General features: G+C 34.5%; 16 protein-coding genes. 5 read left to right on the top strand and 11 right to left on the bottom strand.

From position 1 onward, the window contains the following. Nucleotides 1-29 precede the first annotated feature (29 nt). Together LDL57_RS14260 and LDL57_RS14265 are read left to right on the top strand one after the other, a co-directional pair. A complete protein-coding gene (locus LDL57_RS14260) occupies nt 30-1,172 on the top strand; it encodes a DUF4056 domain-containing protein (protein WP_375141946.1) in 1,143 nt (380 codons plus the stop codon). Nucleotides 1,173-1,408: 236 nt separating this feature from the next. Then, nucleotides 1,409-2,206: a protein bax gene (locus LDL57_RS14265; protein WP_180559341.1), complete on the top strand. Its 798-nt coding sequence runs from the start codon at nt 1,409-1,411 to the stop codon at nt 2,204-2,206. 133 nt (nt 2,207-2,339) lie between these two features. On the opposite strand, the gene gntU is transcribed toward LDL57_RS14265, so the two are convergent. Both gntU and gntK read right to left on the bottom strand, forming a co-directional pair. Beyond that, on the bottom strand, nt 2,340-3,701 hold the full coding sequence (gene gntU, locus LDL57_RS14270; RefSeq protein ID WP_225506278.1) for a gluconate transporter: 1,362 nt from the start codon (nt 3,699-3,701) through the stop codon (nt 2,340-2,342). After that, nucleotides 3,698-4,240, bottom strand: coding sequence for a gluconokinase (gene gntK, locus LDL57_RS14275; protein ID WP_180559339.1), 543 nt, complete (start codon nt 4,238-4,240; stop codon nt 3,698-3,700). The genes gntU and gntK overlap by 4 nt, the downstream gene beginning before the upstream one ends. Before the next feature lie 385 nt (nt 4,241-4,625). Between gntK and zur the strand changes: the two genes are divergently transcribed. Beyond that, complete coding sequence (zur, locus tag LDL57_RS14280; RefSeq protein ID WP_180559338.1) at nt 4,626-5,090, top strand: zinc uptake transcriptional repressor Zur; 465 nt, start codon at nt 4,626-4,628, stop codon at nt 5,088-5,090. Nucleotides 5,091-5,300: 210 nt separating this feature from the next. Here zur and lexA read toward each other — a convergent pair whose 3' ends face one another. Both lexA and LDL57_RS14290 read right to left on the bottom strand, forming a co-directional pair. Beyond that, nucleotides 5,301-5,915: a transcriptional repressor LexA gene (lexA, locus tag LDL57_RS14285; RefSeq protein WP_180559337.1), complete on the bottom strand. Its 615-nt coding sequence runs from the start codon at nt 5,913-5,915 to the stop codon at nt 5,301-5,303. A gap of 101 nt (nt 5,916-6,016) precedes the next feature. Continuing rightward, nucleotides 6,017-6,391: a diacylglycerol kinase gene (locus LDL57_RS14290; RefSeq protein ID WP_180559336.1), complete on the bottom strand. Its 375-nt coding sequence runs from the start codon at nt 6,389-6,391 to the stop codon at nt 6,017-6,019. A gap of 123 nt (nt 6,392-6,514) precedes the next feature. On the opposite strand from LDL57_RS14290, the gene plsB reads away from it, so the two are divergent. Continuing rightward, the gene (gene plsB, locus LDL57_RS14295) at nt 6,515-8,965 is read left to right on the top strand and encodes a glycerol-3-phosphate 1-O-acyltransferase PlsB (protein WP_180559335.1); all 2,451 of its coding nucleotides are present in this window, start codon (nt 6,515-6,517) and stop codon (nt 8,963-8,965) included. A gap of 96 nt (nt 8,966-9,061) precedes the next feature. Here the strand turns inward: plsB and ubiA are convergent, their stop codons facing one another. The 3 genes from ubiA to pgi all read right to left on the bottom strand — a co-directional run bounded on the left by ubiA (nt 9,062) and on the right by pgi (nt 12,345). Continuing rightward, nucleotides 9,062-9,880, bottom strand: coding sequence for a 4-hydroxybenzoate octaprenyltransferase (ubiA, locus tag LDL57_RS14300; protein WP_370520675.1), 819 nt, complete (start codon nt 9,878-9,880; stop codon nt 9,062-9,064). A gap of 70 nt (nt 9,881-9,950) precedes the next feature. Then, nucleotides 9,951-10,484: a chorismate lyase gene (ubiC, locus tag LDL57_RS14305; protein WP_180559334.1), complete on the bottom strand. Its 534-nt coding sequence runs from the start codon at nt 10,482-10,484 to the stop codon at nt 9,951-9,953. Between the two features lie 211 nt (nt 10,485-10,695). Continuing rightward, on the bottom strand, nt 10,696-12,345 hold the full coding sequence (pgi, locus tag LDL57_RS14310; protein WP_180559333.1) for a glucose-6-phosphate isomerase: 1,650 nt from the start codon (nt 12,343-12,345) through the stop codon (nt 10,696-10,698). Nucleotides 12,346-12,614: 269 nt separating this feature from the next. Here pgi and lysC point away from each other — a divergent pair, with 269 nt between their 5' ends. After that, the gene (gene lysC, locus LDL57_RS14315; RefSeq protein WP_180559332.1) at nt 12,615-13,994 is read left to right on the top strand and encodes a lysine-sensitive aspartokinase 3; all 1,380 of its coding nucleotides are present in this window, start codon (nt 12,615-12,617) and stop codon (nt 13,992-13,994) included. 70 nt (nt 13,995-14,064) lie between these two features. Here the strand turns inward: lysC and LDL57_RS14320 are convergent, their stop codons facing one another. From LDL57_RS14320 to aceK, 4 genes are all read right to left on the bottom strand, one after another. After that, complete coding sequence (locus LDL57_RS14320) at nt 14,065-15,429, bottom strand: tetratricopeptide repeat protein (protein ID WP_225506295.1); 1,365 nt, start codon at nt 15,427-15,429, stop codon at nt 14,065-14,067. 722 nt (nt 15,430-16,151) lie between these two features. Then, the gene (locus LDL57_RS14325) at nt 16,152-17,000 is read right to left on the bottom strand and encodes a hypothetical protein (RefSeq protein ID WP_180559330.1); all 849 of its coding nucleotides are present in this window, start codon (nt 16,998-17,000) and stop codon (nt 16,152-16,154) included. A 297-nt stretch (nt 17,001-17,297) separates the two neighbouring features. After that, nucleotides 17,298-18,182, bottom strand: a complete 885-nt coding sequence (locus LDL57_RS14330; RefSeq protein ID WP_180559329.1) for a hypothetical protein — start codon at nt 18,180-18,182, stop codon at nt 17,298-17,300. 549 nt (nt 18,183-18,731) lie between these two features. After that, nucleotides 18,732-20,456, bottom strand: coding sequence for a bifunctional isocitrate dehydrogenase kinase/phosphatase (gene aceK / locus LDL57_RS14335; protein ID WP_180559328.1), 1,725 nt, complete (start codon nt 20,454-20,456; stop codon nt 18,732-18,734). Between the last annotated feature and the right edge of the window lie 44 nt (nt 20,457-20,500).

Below are 20,500 nucleotides of genomic sequence, written 5' to 3' on the forward strand. Positions count from 1 at the left end.
ACAGATTGCTGTATGTGAAAGATTGGAGGTTGAATTTGAAATTATTTGTTCAGATTATCTGCCTTTGCATTTTCTTAATCGGTTGTAAAGAAAACGCAACAACTTCAATAACCATACAGCCAGTACTCAAAACAGAAACTCACGAAGAAGCACACAGGGTTTGGCCTGTTATGCAATCAATAACACCACCGCAAGGCTTAAGACCTTGTTGTGCTTTTGGTTATAATCTCAAAGTTAAACTTTGGCAAATACCAATCCCTTTTTATCGAATTGAAAATATTGTTGAAGCAAACAAACTAGGTGAACATCATTATAATGATAGCTTTTGGGGGACATTAACAGCCCTTAGCGGACTTAGTAAAGAAAAATTAGGCATTCTTTATACAGAAAAAGGAGGGTTTATTGACATTGCCCATGTAAAAGATACTGCAGATTATACCCTATATCTTTTTACTGAAATTTTTGCTCATCTGGGAGAAAATTATCAAATACAACTGGATGATGAATTAGCTACCCGCAAAATACAACTTTTTGCCACCAAACCATCAACTTCCTATCTTGAACGTTATACACTAAGTGCTTACCTCGCGGCTGAGTTAGCATTTGAATTAGCTGCCTGGCATGAAATTGCTCAAAGTTATGGCTATGAATCTGTACCTGGTTTTTCTGAAGGCATTTCCGCTTTTTCACCTGAAGATCTCTATTCCAACTTGTTAGGCGCTCGTCTTGCCCTGACACTAATTTTACAAGGTCAAGCAAGTTCAGTATCACAATTTAGTACTGCTATGGCTAAAATATTACCATTAGCACTAAAAGAATTAGGTGCTTACACTAAAAAAGAAACCCAACAAATGTTCGATCAGGAAGATAATCTATGGTGGAATAGCAAAATGCATGTACCTGAAAAATTTCTGTTGCTAAAACGAGACTATGAAACCAGTAGTACACGTATGCCAGTCATGCCACCTAAAAATATCCAACACGGACACAAACTGTCACTTCCTCAGAATTATAAACATTATAATTTATCCCAATTTGCGCAACTACAACTGTGGCCAACAAAATATTCTACTGTGTTACCCGCTAAAAATGGTTACTGGACGCGTGAAGACTTTTCACAAATAGCGAAATTTACTGAAATTCGCGATAATTTAGCGCTAAAGCAGCAATAAAATGATTAATTTATGCTAAAAATAGAGTAGTTCACTAATTAATTAATTAAATTTAACTTTTTTATATATTAAAAAATGCAACTTATTGTAAAATAAAAATAATATTATTTTTCATTAAAAATAACAAATTAAAACTAAAATATAACTAATATATGGCTAATAATGAGTAGCACTTGTTAAATTTATCTGCTAGGATTTGTGCAATTTTTGTTCAACTTGAAACGAGGAGAAGCGCCATGCCCTCTCGAACGATGAGGACTAACGCCGTCTTCGCTTTCTTGATGTTATTGTTATCAACTAGTTTTAGTTATTCATCAACCAGTACGAGTTTGTCTCTAAATGAGTATTATTACAAACCTGTGCAGACAAAAGAACTAACTCGTCTGCCTGATATGCGCAAATACCCATCAGGAGCAGCTCGCAAGAAAGCGTTTTTAAAAGCAATTGTCCCAATAATTGAAAAATACAACTACAAGATCATGAAAGATCGTCAGTGGTTATTATCCAAGCGTTACAATAAAAATTGGAATGCAGCCGATAAACAACGACTAAATCAGATTTGTACCAGTTATAATATACAATGCAGTTCCCCTGCTAGCTTAAACTGGAACAATCTGCTAAGTCGTGTAGATATTATTCCTACCCATTTTGTTGTTACCCAAGCAGCAACAGAATCAGGTTGGGGAGCTTCTGGCTTAGCACAGAAAAATAATAACTTGTTTGGCATGAAATGCGGTCGTAAGTGTACCTATAGCAAAGGTACCATCAAAGGCTATGCGGTATATTCATCTGTCGATGCATCTGTCTATGCATACTTAAAGAATTTGAATACTAATAATGCCTATCAATTATTACGCAATTCACGCGCACAGCAGCGTAGAACTCAGAATTCATTAAATACTAGTGTATTAATTGATCATCTGAAAAACTACTCACAACTTGGAAGAGAATATAATCGTTATTTACAACAGATGTTCTCTAGTAACGAAGAATTAATCACCCAAGTTCAACAGAATATGCCAAAACATATTTGATCGACTTTGCTGTAATAATTACTAAAAATAAAATCCATACATAATAAATGTATGGATTTTATTATTTTTTTAATATAAACACACTGATCCCTAACAGAATAGCATCATTTAAAATTCGGTTTATTCGCTAGCATCAAAGAAAAACAAAAAATAGCATCCCTATAATCGCACCAACTGTCCCTAGAATGGTTTCCATTAAAGTCCAAGTTTTTAATGTTTGGCCCTCGCTAGCACCAGTAAATTTACTAAATAACCAAAACCCAGAGTCATTTACGTGGCTTAGTACAATTGATCCGCCAGAAATACAAACTGCCAAAGCAGCTAATTGAGCGCCAGAATAACCTAACTCACTGATAACCGGCAATATAAGCCCAATAGTTGTTAAACAAGCTACCGTCGCTGAGCCTTGAATAATACGTACAGCAGCCGCTAAGACAAAACAAGCCAATGCGATTGGTAAACCAGTATTCATTAACGCATTACCTAATACTGGCCCAACACCTGAATTTACTAAAACTTGCTTAAAAACGCCTCCAGCGCCTGTTATGAGTAAAATAATTCCTGCCGGTTGGATCGCTGCGGAGCAGATTTCCATCACTTTTTCTCTATTCATACCATAGCGAAACCCTAAACCATAGATAGCAAATAGACAAGCTAACAGCAATGCTATAAATGGGTGGCCAATAAACTCTAACCATTGCTCTGCAACAGAATCTTTTACCAAAAAATAATTACTTAATGTTTTCAATCCTACCAACGCTAAAGGAAATAGTACGATTAATAAGCTGAATGTAAAACTTGGCATTTTTCCTTTTTTGCTCTTATTACCTTGATAATTTTCAGGTAACGCAATAAAAACATGTTGGCTAATAAAATTACCAAATAATGGGCCAGCGATAAGCATTGCAGGGATCGCTGCACATATGCCAATTAAAATCATCCAACCAAAATCAGCATTCATCTGAGATGCAACCAACATTGGCGTTGGGCCCGGAAGTAAAAATGCAGCAGCAGCAGCTACTCCAGCAAAGAGCGGGATAGCTGTTTTAACAACATTCCCGCCTAAACGGTTAGTAATGGTAAAAACAATACCAATTAATAATACTATGGCGACATCAAAAAAAAGTGGCAATGCACAAATTAATCCTGTAATACCTATAGCTAAATTAGTCCGCTTTTCACCAAAACAAGTTATTAATTTTATCGCAATTTGCTCTAATGCGCCCGTTTCATGGAGTATTCGTCCAAACATGGTTCCCAATGCCACAACAATTGCTAAGAATCCTAATGTTCCTGCCATACCTTCTTGCATTGTTTCTATAATTTTTTTAACCGGCATGCCAGAAAACAGTCCCGCTAAAATAGAAACTACCATCAATGCAATGAAAGCGTGTAATCTTGCATACATAACCAGAAACAACAATAAAAAGACTGCACCTGCTGCAGTCAAGGTCAATATCAGCATATTGAATGTTTCAGGAATAGGCGTGTTCATCTATTTTCCTTAGTAATAATTTCATCAATTAATTTTACTGTATTATCAATAACCTCAATTAATGGTGGCTTAATATCGATGACATACACATCTTTTTCATCATTACTGGGTACTTCCAAAGTGTCAAACTGCGAGACCAACATATTTGGTTTGAAAAAATGATTTTTACGCTTTTTTAATCGGCCTTCTATTAACTTAAAGTCTCCTTCAAGATAAAGGAATGACAGATGTTGATTTCCATCTCTTAAAATATCTCGATATTTTTTTTTCAAAGCGGAACAAACAATTAAAGAAACACTATTTGTTCTTTGCATAGCAAAAATAGCATCATTCAATGCTTTAAGCCAAGGCAGTCGATCAGAATCATTCAAAGCATGGCCAGCCGACATCTTTTCAATATTGGCACGTGGATGCAAAAAATCACCATCTAAAAACGCAGCTCCTGTTTTCTGAGCGATCCCACTCGCAACTGCAGATTTACCACTACCAGATACCCCCATCAGTATAAAAACATGGTGTATTTTTTTGGTATCACTCATTAAAAACTCCGTTAAAAATCAGGCAATATATAAAATCTTACTGATAATTATCAGTTATAAAAAAATAATATAATAGATTTGTGATAGGAATCTCAGTAAAGAGGCGGATCTGAGCACAAGTAAAACTCGTTATCGGTTTTATAGCTCTTAATATAACCAGCAATAATTAATATTAGTTCCGTTAGCTCGTTGAAATTAATCATTTTAATTACGATTGACTATATGTGCTATTTTCCAATTTAGTATCTATTTATAACAATAGAAAATAAAAAAACATTATTAGAAAATAGTAAAAGATATTATTTATTTTAGAACTATGGTAGATATCAAAAAGTATAAATATGATAATATCATTATTATAATGATCTTCACCTTAGGATAATTCATGACAAAGCAAGATCAGGAAAAAATACTGTCCCAAGCTAAGAAAATATGCCAAGCGCGTAACGTACGTTTAACGCCACAAAGAGAAGAGGTATTGCGCCTTGTAGCAGCTCAACCTTGTGCTATTAGTGCTTATGATTTGCTTGACCTACTTAGAATTTCTGAACCTCAAGCTAAACCACCAACCATATATCGTGGCCTAGAATTTCTCTTAGAACAAGGATTTATTCACAAAATAGAATCAACAAATAGTTATGTTATTTGTCATCATTTTGAGGATCCTAAACATACTTCAGTTATGTTAATTTGTGACAGTTGCGGCAGTGTCGCCGAAAGTAATGGTCAAACAGTAGAAACCGCTATTATAAAATTAGCCAAACAGACTGGTTTTCAGTTATCTCATACCGTTGTTGAAAGCCATGGACTATGCTCGCCTTGCTACAAAATCGAGAAAAAATCCTGTTAAAACTATGCATTATTAAGGTTAAATAGAGATACAAAGGCCAGGCGTATGAACAATCGGCCTTTATTAAAAAATCAATAAAAATTTAAAATATCTTACTTAATACTTATTAGTTATAAATCAAACAAACTAGAAAATAATAATATTTTTTTCAATAAATTAAACTGAATTAACTTAAAAAATTAATTAGATATAAAATGACTAAAAATTTGACTAAAATGAATCACTACTACGAATAATACCAACAGCGAGTCCTTCAATAGTTAAGTTTTGTGTCCGCAAATCCACAATAATTGGCTCAAATTCAGGATTTTCAGCAATTAATTCAACTTTACTACCCGCTTGCTTGAAACGTTTAACCGTCACTTCATCATCAATACGTGCAACAACAATTTGCCCATTATGTACCTGTTGTGTTTTGTGTACAGCAAGTAAATCACCATCCATAATTCCGATATTTTTCATGGACATACCATTAACACGCAATAAAAAATCAGCACTAGGTCTAAAAATAGTAGCATCAATCCGATAATGGCTTTCGATATGTTCTTGGGCAAGTAATGGTTCTCCTGCCGCCACCCGACCAATAAGTGGTAACCATTCATCCTCATTTTCTTCTTGTAGTAGCCGGATACCGCGAGAAGCACCGGAAACAATTTCGATCACGCCTTTACGTGCCAAAGCCTTTAAATGTTCCTCTGCTGCATTTGGTGAACGAAAACCTAAACTTGTTGCAATTTCAGCGCGTGTGGGAGGCATACCCGTTTGCGAAATGTGTTCACGCACCAGATCATAGACCTGCTGCTGCCTCAACGTTAATTCTTTCATTTCGCCCCCTATTTATTTGCATTCGCACATTGTCACTGTAAGTATATACAGTTATATCAAGATTTTAAACTGAAAAATGTGTAAAACCCTATTTTTTATAACTAGCTCACGAAATAATGATTACTGATCACAATTGCCCAAATAAAAATAGCTAACCAAATTGAAATAAAAACAGCCGCTGAGCCCATATCTTTTGCCTTACCAGAAAGTTCATGTAATTCTGTACCAATTCTATCAACCACTGCTTCAATCGCACTATTTAATAATTCAACAATAGCTATTAATACCACTGAACTTATAAGTAGTAACCGTTCAATCCATTGTACATCAAGGAAAAAAGCCACACTGATGGCAATAATCACCATAATTGCTTCTTGTCTAAAAGCGGCTTCACTCTTCCAAGTTGACCTTAATCCTTTGAGCGAATAACCGGTTGCTTTAATAATTCGGGTTAGTCCCGTTGTTTGATTTGCCATAAAATTTACTCTCTAGATATAGTTCTATATGGGATTTAGTATAATTATTATCTTTTAAACAGATATTAATTACTATTTCTGATATGCTTGGGTAGGATTCAAATAAGAGGCTATCGCTCATCTATGTCATTTTGGCGTAAAATTTACTACAATCTATTAGATTTACCAATGAAATTATTGGTAAAAAGTAAACTCATACCAGCAGATCCAATTAAAGAATTGCATCTTGATACGACACGTCCTTTTCTATATGTATTACCTTATCATTCTAAAACAGACTTATTGACGTTACGTCAACAATGTTGTTCTATTGGTTTACCTGATCCACTTGATCCGATTGAAATAGACGAAATTAAATTACCTGCCTATGTCTTTATCGATGATGGCCCGCGTGTCTTTCGTTATTATTCGCCAAATCCACGTAAAGATTCCGTAAAAACGTTTACGGCTTATCTTGATCTTCATTGCCATAATCCCGAACTAAACATTCAGATGCTACCCGTATCAGTGATGTTCGGTCGAGCACCTGGTCGAGAAGGCCACTCACCAGCGCCTCCGTTACGTTTACTTAATGGTATTCAAAAATTCTTTGCCGTTATCCGGTTAGGACGTGACAGTTTTGTTCGTTTTTCACCCACTGTCTCTTTGCGCCAAATGGCTGGCGAATATGGTACTGATAAAATTATTGCCAACAAACTTGCTCGAGTCGCCCGCATTCACTATTCACGGCAACGATTGGCAGCAGTTGGCCCCAAACTTCCTGTACGCCACGATCTATTCAATAAGCTGTTAACTTCAAAAGCAATTGAAAAAGCAGTTGAAGATGAGGCTAAAGCAAAAAAAATCTCACTAGATAAGGCAAAACATAATGCGATTGCCATGATGGAAGAAATTGCCGCTAATTTTTCCTATGAAGCGATCCGTATTACTGACCGCGTACTTAGTTGGACATGGAATCGACTTTATCAAGGAATTAATGTGCAACATGCCGAACGTGTACGCCAATTAGCGCAAGATGGCCATGAAATTGTCTATATTCCTTCTCATCGTAGTCACATGGATTATCTATTGCTCTCTTACGTACTTTATCATCAAGGCTTAGTTCCTCCTCATATCGCCGCTGGTATCAATCTTAATTTTTGGCCTGCTGGCCCAATTTTTCGTCACTTAGGTGCTTTTTTCATTCGCCGCTCCTTCAAGGGCAATAAACTTTACTCCACCATATTTCGTGAGTATCTCAGTGAACTGTTTGCTCGTGGTTATTCAATTGAATATTTTGTCGAAGGCGGCCGCTCTCGAACAGGCCGACTACTGGAACCAAAAACTGGCACGCTGTCAATGACCCTACAAGCAATGCTACGAGGTGATTCACGTCCAATTACCATTGTCCCTATTTACATTGGCTATGAGCATGTATTAGAGGTTGCTACCTACGCTAAGGAACTAAAAGGGGCAGCAAAAGAGAAAGAAGGATTTTTTTCAATGTTAAGAGGTTTACGCAAATTGCGTAAACTAGGACAAGGTTATGTTAATTTTGGTCAACCGATTGCGCTAACACAATATTTGAATAAACATGTTCCAGAGTGGCGTCAATCTATTGATGCCATTGAGCCCCAACGTCCAACATGGCTAAATTTAACCGTGACTCGGCTAGCTCATAAAATTATGGTTAGAATTAACAACGCCGCTGCCGCTAATGCGGTAAATTTATGTTCAACGGTGTTGTTAGCCTCACGCCAGCGTGCATTAACCCGAGAACAACTGATTGAACAAATAGAATGTTACCTTCAACTATTAAGAAATGTGCCTTATAGTGGTGATAGCACGACACCAAATAAAACTGCCGAGCAGCTATTAGAAGACGCATTGCAATTGGATAAGTTTGAAGTCGAACATGACAGTATGGGTGATATTGTCGTATTACCACGTGAAAATGCAGTATTGATGACCTATTATCGAAACAATATTATGCATTTACTAGTTTTGCCTTCCTTAGTAGCCAATATCGTATTGCATAATGAAAATGTTCAACGTCAGGAAATTGGTTATCAAGTTGCACTCATCTATCCATTCTTAAAAGCAGAACTCTTCATGCGATATAGCATTGAAGAATTGCCTGAATCTATCGATATTCTGTTGGATGAATTGGCACGCCAACAACTAATACTATTAACAGCAGAAGGTTTTGTAACTATCAATCCAGCTCGTATTCGCCCTCTTCAGCTTTTAGCTGCTGGTATTAAAGAAACGCTACAGCGCTATGCAATTACACTTTCGCTACTCAGTACCATACCTGAAATTAGCCGAGGAATACTAGAAAAAGAGAGCCGTATTCTCGCTCAACGTCTGTCTGTACTGCATGGTATCAACGCCCCAGAATTCTTTGATAAAGCTGTTTTTTCCACACTGGTAAATACATTAAAACAGGAAGGTTATATTAATAGAGAAGGTGATGCGATTATCAGCGCAAATGTACAACGACTTTATCGTATTATCGCTAAGTTAATATCTCCTGAGGTTTGTTTAACCATTGAAGGAGTCAAACACGTTACTCATGAGCCATTGCCTGAATAAATCATCTTTATATCAATATAGTAACGTAAAACGATTTAGACTGAAATCGCCCAAAACCACACTCAGGATAATCACTTGAGATTATCCTTTTTTTAATTAAAAATAATTTAATAAGATACCAATAAATAATACCAACCCCACATAATTGTTATTCATAAATGCTTTAAAACATAATGCTGGTTGACGATTGGCAATGAGTTTTTGTTGATGGATAAATAAGCCTACTACGAATATCAAACTAGCAAAATAAGGCACCCCCAAATCTAGCTGTTGCCCTATATAAAATAACAGCAAAACCATAGCTAATTGTAAAATACCAATAATCAATTTATCAAAATGAGCAAAAATAATTGCGGTTGATTTTATTCCAATTTTAATATCATCACTACGATCAACCATGGCATACTGGGTATCATAAACAATAGACCAAATGATATTAACCAGAAATAATAACCAACACTCCAAAGGTAAGGACTCACTAACTGCTGCATACGCCATTGGAATTGACCAACCAAACGCAGCACCCAGAACAATCTGTGGAAAATGGCTAAATCGTTTGATAAATGGATAAATCCAAGCTAATAATAACCCAATCACCGATAACCAAATAGCCATTTGATTTAAGGCCAACACTAATATAAATGCGATAATAACCAATGAGAAAAATAGCGTCTTAGCTTCTTTTTCTGTTACCTCACCATTTGGCAGAGGGCGCTCTCGGGTTCTGGCAACATATCCATCAAATTTTCTATCCGCAAAATCATTAATAACACAACCAGCGGCACGCATTAAAAAGACACCCACAGTAAAAACCAACAAAATAAAAAGATCTGGTAACCCTCGGCTTGCTAACCATAATGCCCAATAAGTAGGCCATAGTAATAGTAAAATACCTATCGGTTTATCAATACGCATTAAGCGAAAATAGGCTCGCCATTTATTCAATTTCAACGTCGTTTGCCCTGCCAATCTATTTATCTCCTTATTATTTTGTATAGATAGGTGAATCTGGCAAAAAAAGTTCAGTTAATAGTAAAGGCTTAGCCGATAATCTTAATAACGAACGCCTTACCCAACAATTATTCTGTATGCCTAAATTAATATAATCACGAGTTAAATTATTTCTACTAAACAAATGGTGTCCTAATGGCACATTGCCTAAATTTATTAACTCACATTCAGGACCCGTCAATGTCTCTTCTGGGATCACTGTCCGCCCATATAACCATGGGCAACCATCACCAAAAAGTACGACTTCACGTAACCAATAGCGCTGGCTATTAGGCAAAAGTTGAGCTTCTTCGTCCTGACTATCTAATAAAATAAAACCTTCTTGATAAGGTTTTACCGTGACGTGCTGACAATAGCGAGCAAGACGCTGAGTCATTGAACCTAATTCGGTTAACCAATTATATATTGGATCCGGTACGTTAATTTCTTGTGCAGAAAACCAATTAATCGATTGATTGCAAAAAAGTGACTGATTTTTTATATGGCTTATTTTTACAGCTACGCCCATAGAATACTTCTCTCATTCTATCTGGAAATTTAAAATAGAAGATATCATGTTAATAATGAATGAAATGATAGGATCTACTAATTTATATAAAAAGTTATCCCTGATTGCAAAATTTTTATTAATTTTGCAATCTTTATATTAGCAAGAAGTGATCTATCTGGCAGTTTATTTACTATAACCAAAACCTGCTGTTACAGACTTTGGTAAAAAATTATTGGCGCCAAGCTTTAAAACAATTAATCAATCCATTGGTAGAGGTGTCATGACTATCAATTTTAGCCTGAGTTGCCAACTCAGGTAGAATACGACCGGCTAATTGCTTACCAAGTTCGACACCCCATTGGTCAAAACTAAAAATATTCAATATAGCACCTTGCACAAAGATCTTGTGTTCATACATTGCAATCAAAGCACCTAATGTATAAGGCGTAATTTGATTAACGAGGATAGAGTTAGTGGGACGATTACCTTGGAAAACTTTATAAAGCGCAACATAGCCCATTTTAGCCGGATCTTGGCCGGCAGCTTTAAATTCTTCGTCCACTTCAAGCCGATTTTTGCCAAATGCTAACGCTTCTGTTTGAGCAAAAAAATTAGACATTAATTTGTTATGGTGATCACTTAATGGATTATGACTAATAGCAGGTGCAATGAAATCACAAGGAATAAGTTTTGTACCTTGATGGATCAACTGATAAAACGCATGCTGACCATTAGTTCCTGGTTCACCCCAAATAATAGGCCCCGTTTGATAACTCACTTTTTCGCCATTACGATCTACATATTTACCATTTGATTCCATATTGCCTTGTTGAAAATAAGCGGCAAATCGATGTAAATATTGATCATAAGGTAAAATGGCCTCGGTCTCTGTAGCAAAAAAATTATTATACCAAATACCAATTAACGCTAATATTACTGGAATATTATGCTCAAAAGCCGTCTCAGCAAAATGGCGATCCATTGCATGAGCGCCACTTAGTAATTGCTCAAAATTATTAAATCCGATGGAAAGAACAATCGAGAGACCAATAGCAGACCACAAAGAGTAACGACCGCCAACCCAATCCCAGAATTCAAACATATTTTGGGTATCGATGCCAAATTTAGCCACTTGTTGTTCATTGGTTGATAAAGCAACAAAATGTTTTGCGATCTGACTCTCATCCTCCGCGACATCTAAAAACCATTTTCGGGCAGTTAGGGCATTAGTCATTGTCTCTTGGGTGGTAAACGTTTTAGAGGCAATTAAAAATAATGTTGTTTCAGGTTTAATTCTTTGCAATGTTTCAGCAATATGGCTGCCATCTATATTGGAAACAAAATGCATATTTAAATGATTTTTGTAAGGTCTAAGTGCTTCTGTCACCATATATGGGCCAAGATCAGAACCACCAATACCGATATTAACAACATCTGTTATTGCCTGACCAGTGTATCCTTTCCAATCACCATTAATGACACGCTCACTGAAACAACGCATTTTATCTAACACAGCATTAACTTGTGGCATAATATCAACACCATCAAGCTTTACTGGGCTATTGCTACGATTACGTAAAGCAATATGCAAAACGGCTCTATCTTCAGTTCTATTGATTTTCTCGCCAGAGAACATACTATTAATTGCACTGCTTAACTTTGTCTCTTTTGCTAAATCCAGTAATTTATGCAAGGTGTCATCAGTTATTCGATTTTTAGAAAAATCAACCAAGATTTGGTCATTAAAAGTGAGTGAAAACTTAGCAAAACGGTCAGCATCATTAACAAAAAGATCACGCAGATGGATATCTTTTATTGTTTGATAATGTTGTTCTAATTCGTGCCATGCTGCTGTTAGACTTGGATTAATGTTTTCCATTGAAATACTCTCTATCTTTCTTCAAATCAGATTTGCAACTATTAATGATTGGATAGTAACTCATTCACACCATCAATTTAACTTCTTTTAATGCCTTCCGCTGGTTAATTTAATCACATCGTCGCATCATTGATCGAATATCGATCAAATTGATAATCTTTTTGTCATTATAAAAATTATTGATTTTGCTAAAAATAAATTGACCTTCAGACAATAACTCGATAAAGGTAGATTAATTGTTCGCCATTTAAATATATGGGGATAGCATTATGCACCCAGTTTATACCGTCTGCGCAAATAAAAAATTTATTATTGCCAAGTTTGGTGGCACCAGTGTCGCTAATTTTGATGCTATGTGTAAAAGTGCCGATATCGTTATTACAAATAAAAATGTGCGAATTGTTGTACTTTCAGCTTCGTCAGGCATTACCAATCTACTACTCAACCTTACTCAAGCGTATAATGACAATAGACGTAAGGCGCTATTAAAACAAATTAGTCAGCTTCAATACACAATAATGAATCGTCTAGATAATTCTGCTGACATTCAACCAACTATTGACCACTTACTGGAAAGACTTACTACTTTATCTGAAGTTACGGCCCGACAACCACTTACCGCACTAGAGATTGATGAAATTGTCAGCTATGGTGAACTGATGTCAAGCTACCTATTTGTTGAAATTCTACGACAAGCTGGAGTAAACGCAACCTGGTTTGATGTTCGTAATATTATGAAGACCAATGATAAATTTGGTAAAGCCGAACCCAATCAGCAACAATTAAAGCAACTAGCAGATAAATATCTACAACCTAAGCTACAAGAAAGCCTGATTGTGACTCAAGGTTTTATAGGCCAAGATGCGGCAGGCCGAACAACAACATTAGGGCGCGGAGGTAGTGATTACACCGCTGCACTAATCGCGGAAGCGCTATCCTTTACCCAGGTTGATATCTGGACAGATGTAGCGGGTATCTACACGACCGATCCGCGTATTGTTGCTAGTGCCAAATCGATTAGCGCTATCACTTTTAACGAAGCAGCCGAAATGGCTACATTCGGCGCCAAAATCTTACATCCTGCAACATTGTTACCCGCTATTCGAGCAGGAATACCCGTCTTTGTCGGTTCAAGCCAAATGCCAGAAGAAGGTGGCACCCTTATCTGCACCAGTACCGAGAAACTACCTCAATTTCGAGCACTAACTCTACGACGAAAACAGACACTCCTCACTTTGCATAGTCTGAAAATGCTCCACGCGCGCGGATTTCTTGCTGAAGTATTCACACTATTATCGCAACACCATATTTCTGTTGATCTCATTACTACATCCGAAGTGAGTATCGCTTTAACGCTGGATACCACCGGCTCTACCAGCACCAATGGAAATCTATTGACTGAGACTTTAATAACGGAATTAGCCAAATTATGTCGTGTAGATGTTGAGGAAGGGTTAGCACTCGTTGCCATTATTGGTAACAACTTATCGCAAATAAATGGTCTAGGAAGTCAAATTTTTAGCGCACTAGCGACTTATAATATTCGTATGATCTGTTATGGCGCTAGTAGTCATAATATTTGTCTACTGGTAGCCGATAAAGAAGCAGAAACGATTATTCAAATACTGCATAAAAATCTTTTTGAATAACCGAGATATTATCACCGCTTAAAATGACAAATTGAGCGGTGAGATTGACTTTTTGCCAATGAAAAGTTAGTTAGTCATATTTTTCTGATAATTTCAAATCTGTTGGCTTGATAACTAAACTCGTTTGTAGTCGTTTAAGATTTTCTTTAGCAGTAACATTATTAAGCTTTGCAGCAGTTGCAAACCACATAATAGCGCGGAAAATATTTTTTCTTAATCCCTGACCGGTAGCATATAAGACCGCTAAATTATTTTGTGCATCGGTCTCTTGTTTATAGGCAGCAGATAAAAACAGTTCACTGGCTTTTTGTGGATTTTTTTCAGTACCTATGCCATAAAAATAAAAAAGTCCCAGCTGATTTTTTGCATGGGGTATTTTTTGTGCTGCTTTTTGCATTAAGCTAAATGCATTTTTAGGCTGCTTATTAATACCTTTACCAGCTAAATAGAGTTGCGCCAGTCGGTATTGCGCTTTAGCTTCACCACTATTTGCCATGATCTGATACAGTTGTGCCGCTTTAGTAAGATCTTTCTTTATACCAATGCCCTTTTCATAATAATAAGCGACTTTTAAACTTGCATCAGCATAGCCAGCATCCGCTAATACCTGATACCACTGCCTAGCTAAAATAGCATTCTGCTCTACTCCATAGCCATGTTGATAAAATTCGGCAAGATGATACTGTGCATCGATATGTCCTTGTTCTGCGGCTCGCTTATACCAATAAAAAGCCTGATAATTATTTTTTTCTAAATACTCTCCATCATCATAAATAAATCCCATATTATATTGAGCAATAGCATCACCGCTATATGCTGCACGCCGATACAATTCAATAGCATAAGCAGGATTTTTTTTAACCCCATAGCCTTTCTCATAAATCTGGGCTAAATTATTCAATGCACCTAAATCACCCAGATCAGCACTTTTCTCATACCACTCTCTGGTTTTCTTATAATCTTGACTAACACCAAATCCATTCTGGTATAAATATCCCAGAACAAATTGAGCATAAGCATCCTGCTGCAAGGCAGCTTTTTCATACCAATTTTTAGCTTGTTTATAATCTTTATCTACCCCTAATCCAACAGTATACATATAACCTAAACCAGATTGAGCATAAGGATCACCTTTGTTTGCACCCCGCTGCAACCAGGTTACCGCAGCTTTATAATCTTTTTTTCTTTGATTAATCACTCCCATATAATAAAAGGCATCGCTATTGCCTTCTTTAATTGCCTTTTCGAACCAAAAATTAGCTTTGCCAATGTCTTCTTGTATATCTTTTGAGCCATAAAGATATGTTATCGCAACATTCATTATGGCGTTCATCTCACCTTGCGAGGCTTTTTTTAATTGTTGGCTAAATGTGTCGTTTTTCTCTTGTTCAACAGATTGCGTATTAATTGCTATATTCATGTCAATTTGTGGCAAAACATCACTCTTTGCCAATGAAAAATTTAATAATATCAAGCAAGTTATAAATAATTTTTTTTCATTTAGTTCACTATCCAAATATTAATTTGAACCAAAAAACACGAGGATGAAAACTATATTATAAAACAGAAAATGTTAATAATATTTTTACATTTTTAAAATAAAATTACCCTCAACACTATTGTATTAAATAAATTTTATTCCTCTTCACACCTATTATATTCATCTTTACATCGCTTATTGACTAATTCATTACCGTAGCCAAATTAACTAAGCTAATTACCAAATTTTTTCTAATGAAACTGACTAACTCAATAAAAAATTTTTCTTTCCTTTCGTTAATTTTTTTAATTTTCTAAATAATCCAAACTTTATGTAATCAAATTAGAAATTGATAAAGTTGCCAGCAATTAAAATAATGAAAAAATAGCAAAAAAATAATCAAAACCTCTTATTTTATTATATGCTAATATTTGAAATTTTTTAGTTAAAACATCTAGCTATCTAAATAGTGGTAATTGCATAATTAAATATATTTAAATAAAAATAAAATTTAATTGTAATAAAAATGATTCTATTCTACTAAAAGGATATGTTCATTACTAAATAATCAGGAAAATTTATTAAAACATTTACAAATAGTTAACTAAATGGAACTGTTAAAACACTAATATTAATCAGTTAACCCTCTTTAAAGAGGATTAAAAAGTAAATTTAATTTATGTATCTTTATTTATTATATTATTACAATAGTCTACAAATGCACCTGGATTTATGACCAATTGCTTAGATAATACCGCTTCTACTTTATCCCTCATATCATTAAACTGTTTCTTTATTGCTATAGCTAGGTTTTCTGTTTTACTATCATTCGCTAATTCTGCAATAATTGGCGCATAATATATAGAAATACCACTAAAATAATCAAAACACTTCATTTTAGCCTTAATATAGGTTTGCAATAATTCTTGATTTTCAGCTAAGTTAACTAGTATTAATGAAGAAAAATCTGCTACCCCTAAACGCTTTTGATTACTTTTGGTAACACCCGCAATATTAAACTCTGTTTTTTCTTCATTATTAATCGTTAATTTAACATTATCCTTTATAAAATTAATAAGTTGTTTTTGTTCTATATCACTATTAGTCTTTAAAAATTGAGAACCATTCATTAAAGGTATCTTTAATGCATTATGTAATTCGACCATTGGATCATCAAAAATAGTAAAATTTTGACTAAATATATCCTTTACTGACAGCTTTATTTGATTATTGTATTCCCCAGCGATATCTATCTGAAAATCATATCGATGTTTTTCACCAGCAAGCTTAGCAAGCTGACTAAAGGCTAAAATTTTGTTGTAAGTTGTTTTAGGAATATTATTTGTAGTTGAATTAGATAAAATCTGTAACTGCTTTTCTATTTCACCTTTATGAAAAGGCGAGCCCCAATTGTTCATTGCTTGTGATAATTTATCAAAATCAGTCACTAACACTAACTTTGCTTTATCTGTCTCTATCTGTTGAATATGAAAAAAATTTTTAATACGTTCCAGAGTAACACCCATCAATATATCCTTAAAAATAGTTGTCCATGTCAATAAAAATACTCGGCTTAGCTATTTTACAGATATAAATAAAATGGCATTTATATTTAAAAGCCAAATTTTTATAAAAATAAATTTTACAATAATAAATTATTATTAATTATCACCTTACATTAATTTATTTTAAATAAAAATGAATTTGCATGATAGGAAGGTTATGCCGTGTTCAATAAGCAAAACATAACCCCCAAAAGAGTATATACTCATCAATGCTCTTTTGGGTAAAAACAATTTAAATCACCAATGTAAATACTATATTTACTTCATTAGCATATAACAATGTTCAATAATGTTTTCTGTATCTATATTCTTTTGATTAAATAAATTAAATAAGGTTTGCTCAGTATTCTCTCTAACTTTATCAAATTCGCCCTTTAAATTTTGTGCCATTTCAAAGGAATTATGGCAAGCTAGTTCAGAAAAAATTGATGATAAAGATGAAGCAGTCGCAGAAAAATAATCAAAACATTTCATTTTTGCCATAATAAAAGCCTGTAAGAATTGCTTATTTTCCATCAAATTTTGCCGTACCTCTAAAGAAAATTTAGCGATATCTAAACGTTCCTGATTTTTATCTTCAATCCCTTGCAGTCTAAAGCTTTGTGAATCATTATCATCTATAATCAATGCCAATTCTTTCTGCATAAAGGAATGGATCTCTTCTTCTGACATACTGCTTTTGGCAGCCAAATATTCAGAAGAATTTGTTAAGGGTACTTTCATTGCACAAAATAGTTCATACATCGGCTCGCCAAACCAGATAGATTCCTTATCCAATACATCTTTTACCGATAAAGTTATTTGGCTAAAACCATTATAGGAGTCAACCTTTGACATATCCAAATATGGAGAAAGTTGTATTTTAAAATCATTTCGATGTGTTTCACCTGCCAATGTAGCAAGCCTAATAAATGCTGATAGCTTAGCATAAACCGTTTCGGTATTATCAATAGATTGATGATGGGACAAAGTTTGTAAATGTCGCTCAACTTCATCTTTATCAGATGGATCACACCATTTTGTCATGGCTAAAGATAATTTATCAAATTTATTTGCTGTTGCCGGTTGTTCTGTTTTATTTGTCGAATTAACTGTAGAATTAAAAAAACTTTTAATACCATCAATGATATTTATATTACTCATTTACATCTTCTTAGAAATTAATTTTAATTAATTAAAAAAACGTCATATTTTCTCATTAAGAATGGTAACTTATTAAAATACGAATAATACCAGAAAACGATTCTCCAATAATCTGTTTAATTCCAAGTTAGGTTAATAATAAAATTAAAACTTATTTAATCAAATGTTTATATTACAAAAATAAATATTTTACTTTATGTCTGATTAATATTATTAAGCGATCAATTAAAAAAACAATTGGTTAATCATTGCTCAATAATAATTATATTTAACTAAAAAAATAGTATGTTTGAATAGATATTATTCAGTAAAAATTTTTTAATTAACAAAAAACAACTCCTCCGATGAAAATTTATTGCTATTTCGTTCATAATAAATAGAAATTTATTCTAACTGTGAGCCCTAATTACCTGAAAAAAACGACAATTAATAACAAAAAAACAAAATCAAAAGCTCTAATAATCGCATATCATTCGTCTCACAAGTTCAATCATTAAGTCGAGGTTTAACTCTATTTGAATATAGTATATATAACTGTATTTGCTTATATTAAAATGTGCGTTGACTAAACCTTTGCTTTACCGGATAAGCAAAAACATCGGCTATATACCCCTGACATATTTTATTTTGTAATGATTGCCAATATTCTGTACTAAATAGATCAGCATGATGCATTTCAAAATATTTTTTAATAACAGGATCATTACAAAGAAAATGGCGAAACTCTTCGGGAAATACATCATGTTCAGCAACACTATACCATGGTTCGTCAGCCATCTCTTGCTCCGGATAAAGCGGCTCTGGTATTTTACGAAAATTCATCTCAGTCATATAACAAATTTCATCATAATCGTAAAAAACCACTCGTCTATGACGAGTAACGCCAAAATTTTTAAATAACATATCACCTGGGAAAATATTTGCTGCAGCTAACTGTTTGATAGCATTGCCATAATCTTCAATGATCCATCTTAATTCTTCACCTTTAACTTGATCGGTATAAATATTCAGCGGGATCATCTTTCGTTCCATATAGAGATGACGGATCAAAATCTTATCGCCTAAATCTTGAAGTTTGGAGGGTATCTCACGCCATAATTCCGCCATCAATTCTTCACTAATATGTTTTTTTGCGATAACAAAATTTTCAAACTCCTGGGTGTCCGCCATTCTACCAACCCGATCATGCTCTTTAACTATCCGATAGCATGCTCTTACACGCTCCTGCGTAACTTGCTTTGGTGGCAAAAAGCGATCTTTGATCACTTTAAAAACTCGCTCAAAAGAAGGAGAAGTAAAAACTAGCATTACCATACCTTTGATTCCAGGCGCAATAATAAACTGCTCTTGTGAAAAGTTTATAAAAGCCAGATATTCTCGATAATACTCGGTTTTTCCATGTTTCTGACAGCCAATTGACATATACAATTCGGCAATAGACTTTCCTGGTAAAATATCTCTTAACCAAAAAACTAAGGCAGCAGGAAATGGAACATAGACCATAAAATAGGAACGGGCAAAACCAAATATAATACTGGCATTGTTATAATTAGTCAGACAAGTATCAACATAAATACCACCTTGCTCATTATTATGGATTGGCAATAAAAAGGGATAAACAATTTTACCAATCATTATTTTACCTACGACCCAAGCCGCTTTATTGCGATAAAATAATTCATTTGCTATTTCAAATTTGACGTCAGCTAATTGTTCAGCAGAAAATGTCTTTTTAAGATAGTTAACTATATAATTCACATCTCTTGGTAAATCTTCCCAAGCTATACGAAATGGAATATCTATTAAAATATTTTCTATTGTTTTTTTAAGTCCCATATGAATAGAAAAACAGCGGGATAACGGACGCGGGGTATCACAAAAACGATTTACTGGCTGTGAAGTAAAAATAAATAAATTGGTAGGTGTCAAATCACAATGCTGAAATAATCGACAATAAACTGAATTAAAAAAACTTTCTGCAATTTCAAAACGTGGGTAATCTTCTAACAGTCTGATATAAAACTGCTTAATTTCAGCTAATAATGGCTTAGTAAACTCAGTAGTTAAATTCATCTGTCCAAGTTGTTTAACAACTAAATCAACATGATGATCATATAGATTAATTCGCTTTTTCATCGCTTCTTGTACACCATGCCAATCAGCATCCTCAAAACGTTGCTGGGCACTTGATGTTACCTCCAAAAAACGGCCATACTGCGCATCAAAGCCTTGTAAAATTGTCTCGGCAATTAACTCTGCTGAGCTTAAGGTCATAAATGGCGCCCTCATTTCGGCAAATTAAACTTTACTAGCATCAA

It is taken from the genome of Arsenophonus apicola (assembly GCF_020268605.1).
GTDB classification, from domain to species: Bacteria; Pseudomonadota; Gammaproteobacteria; order Enterobacterales; family Enterobacteriaceae; genus Arsenophonus; species Arsenophonus apicola.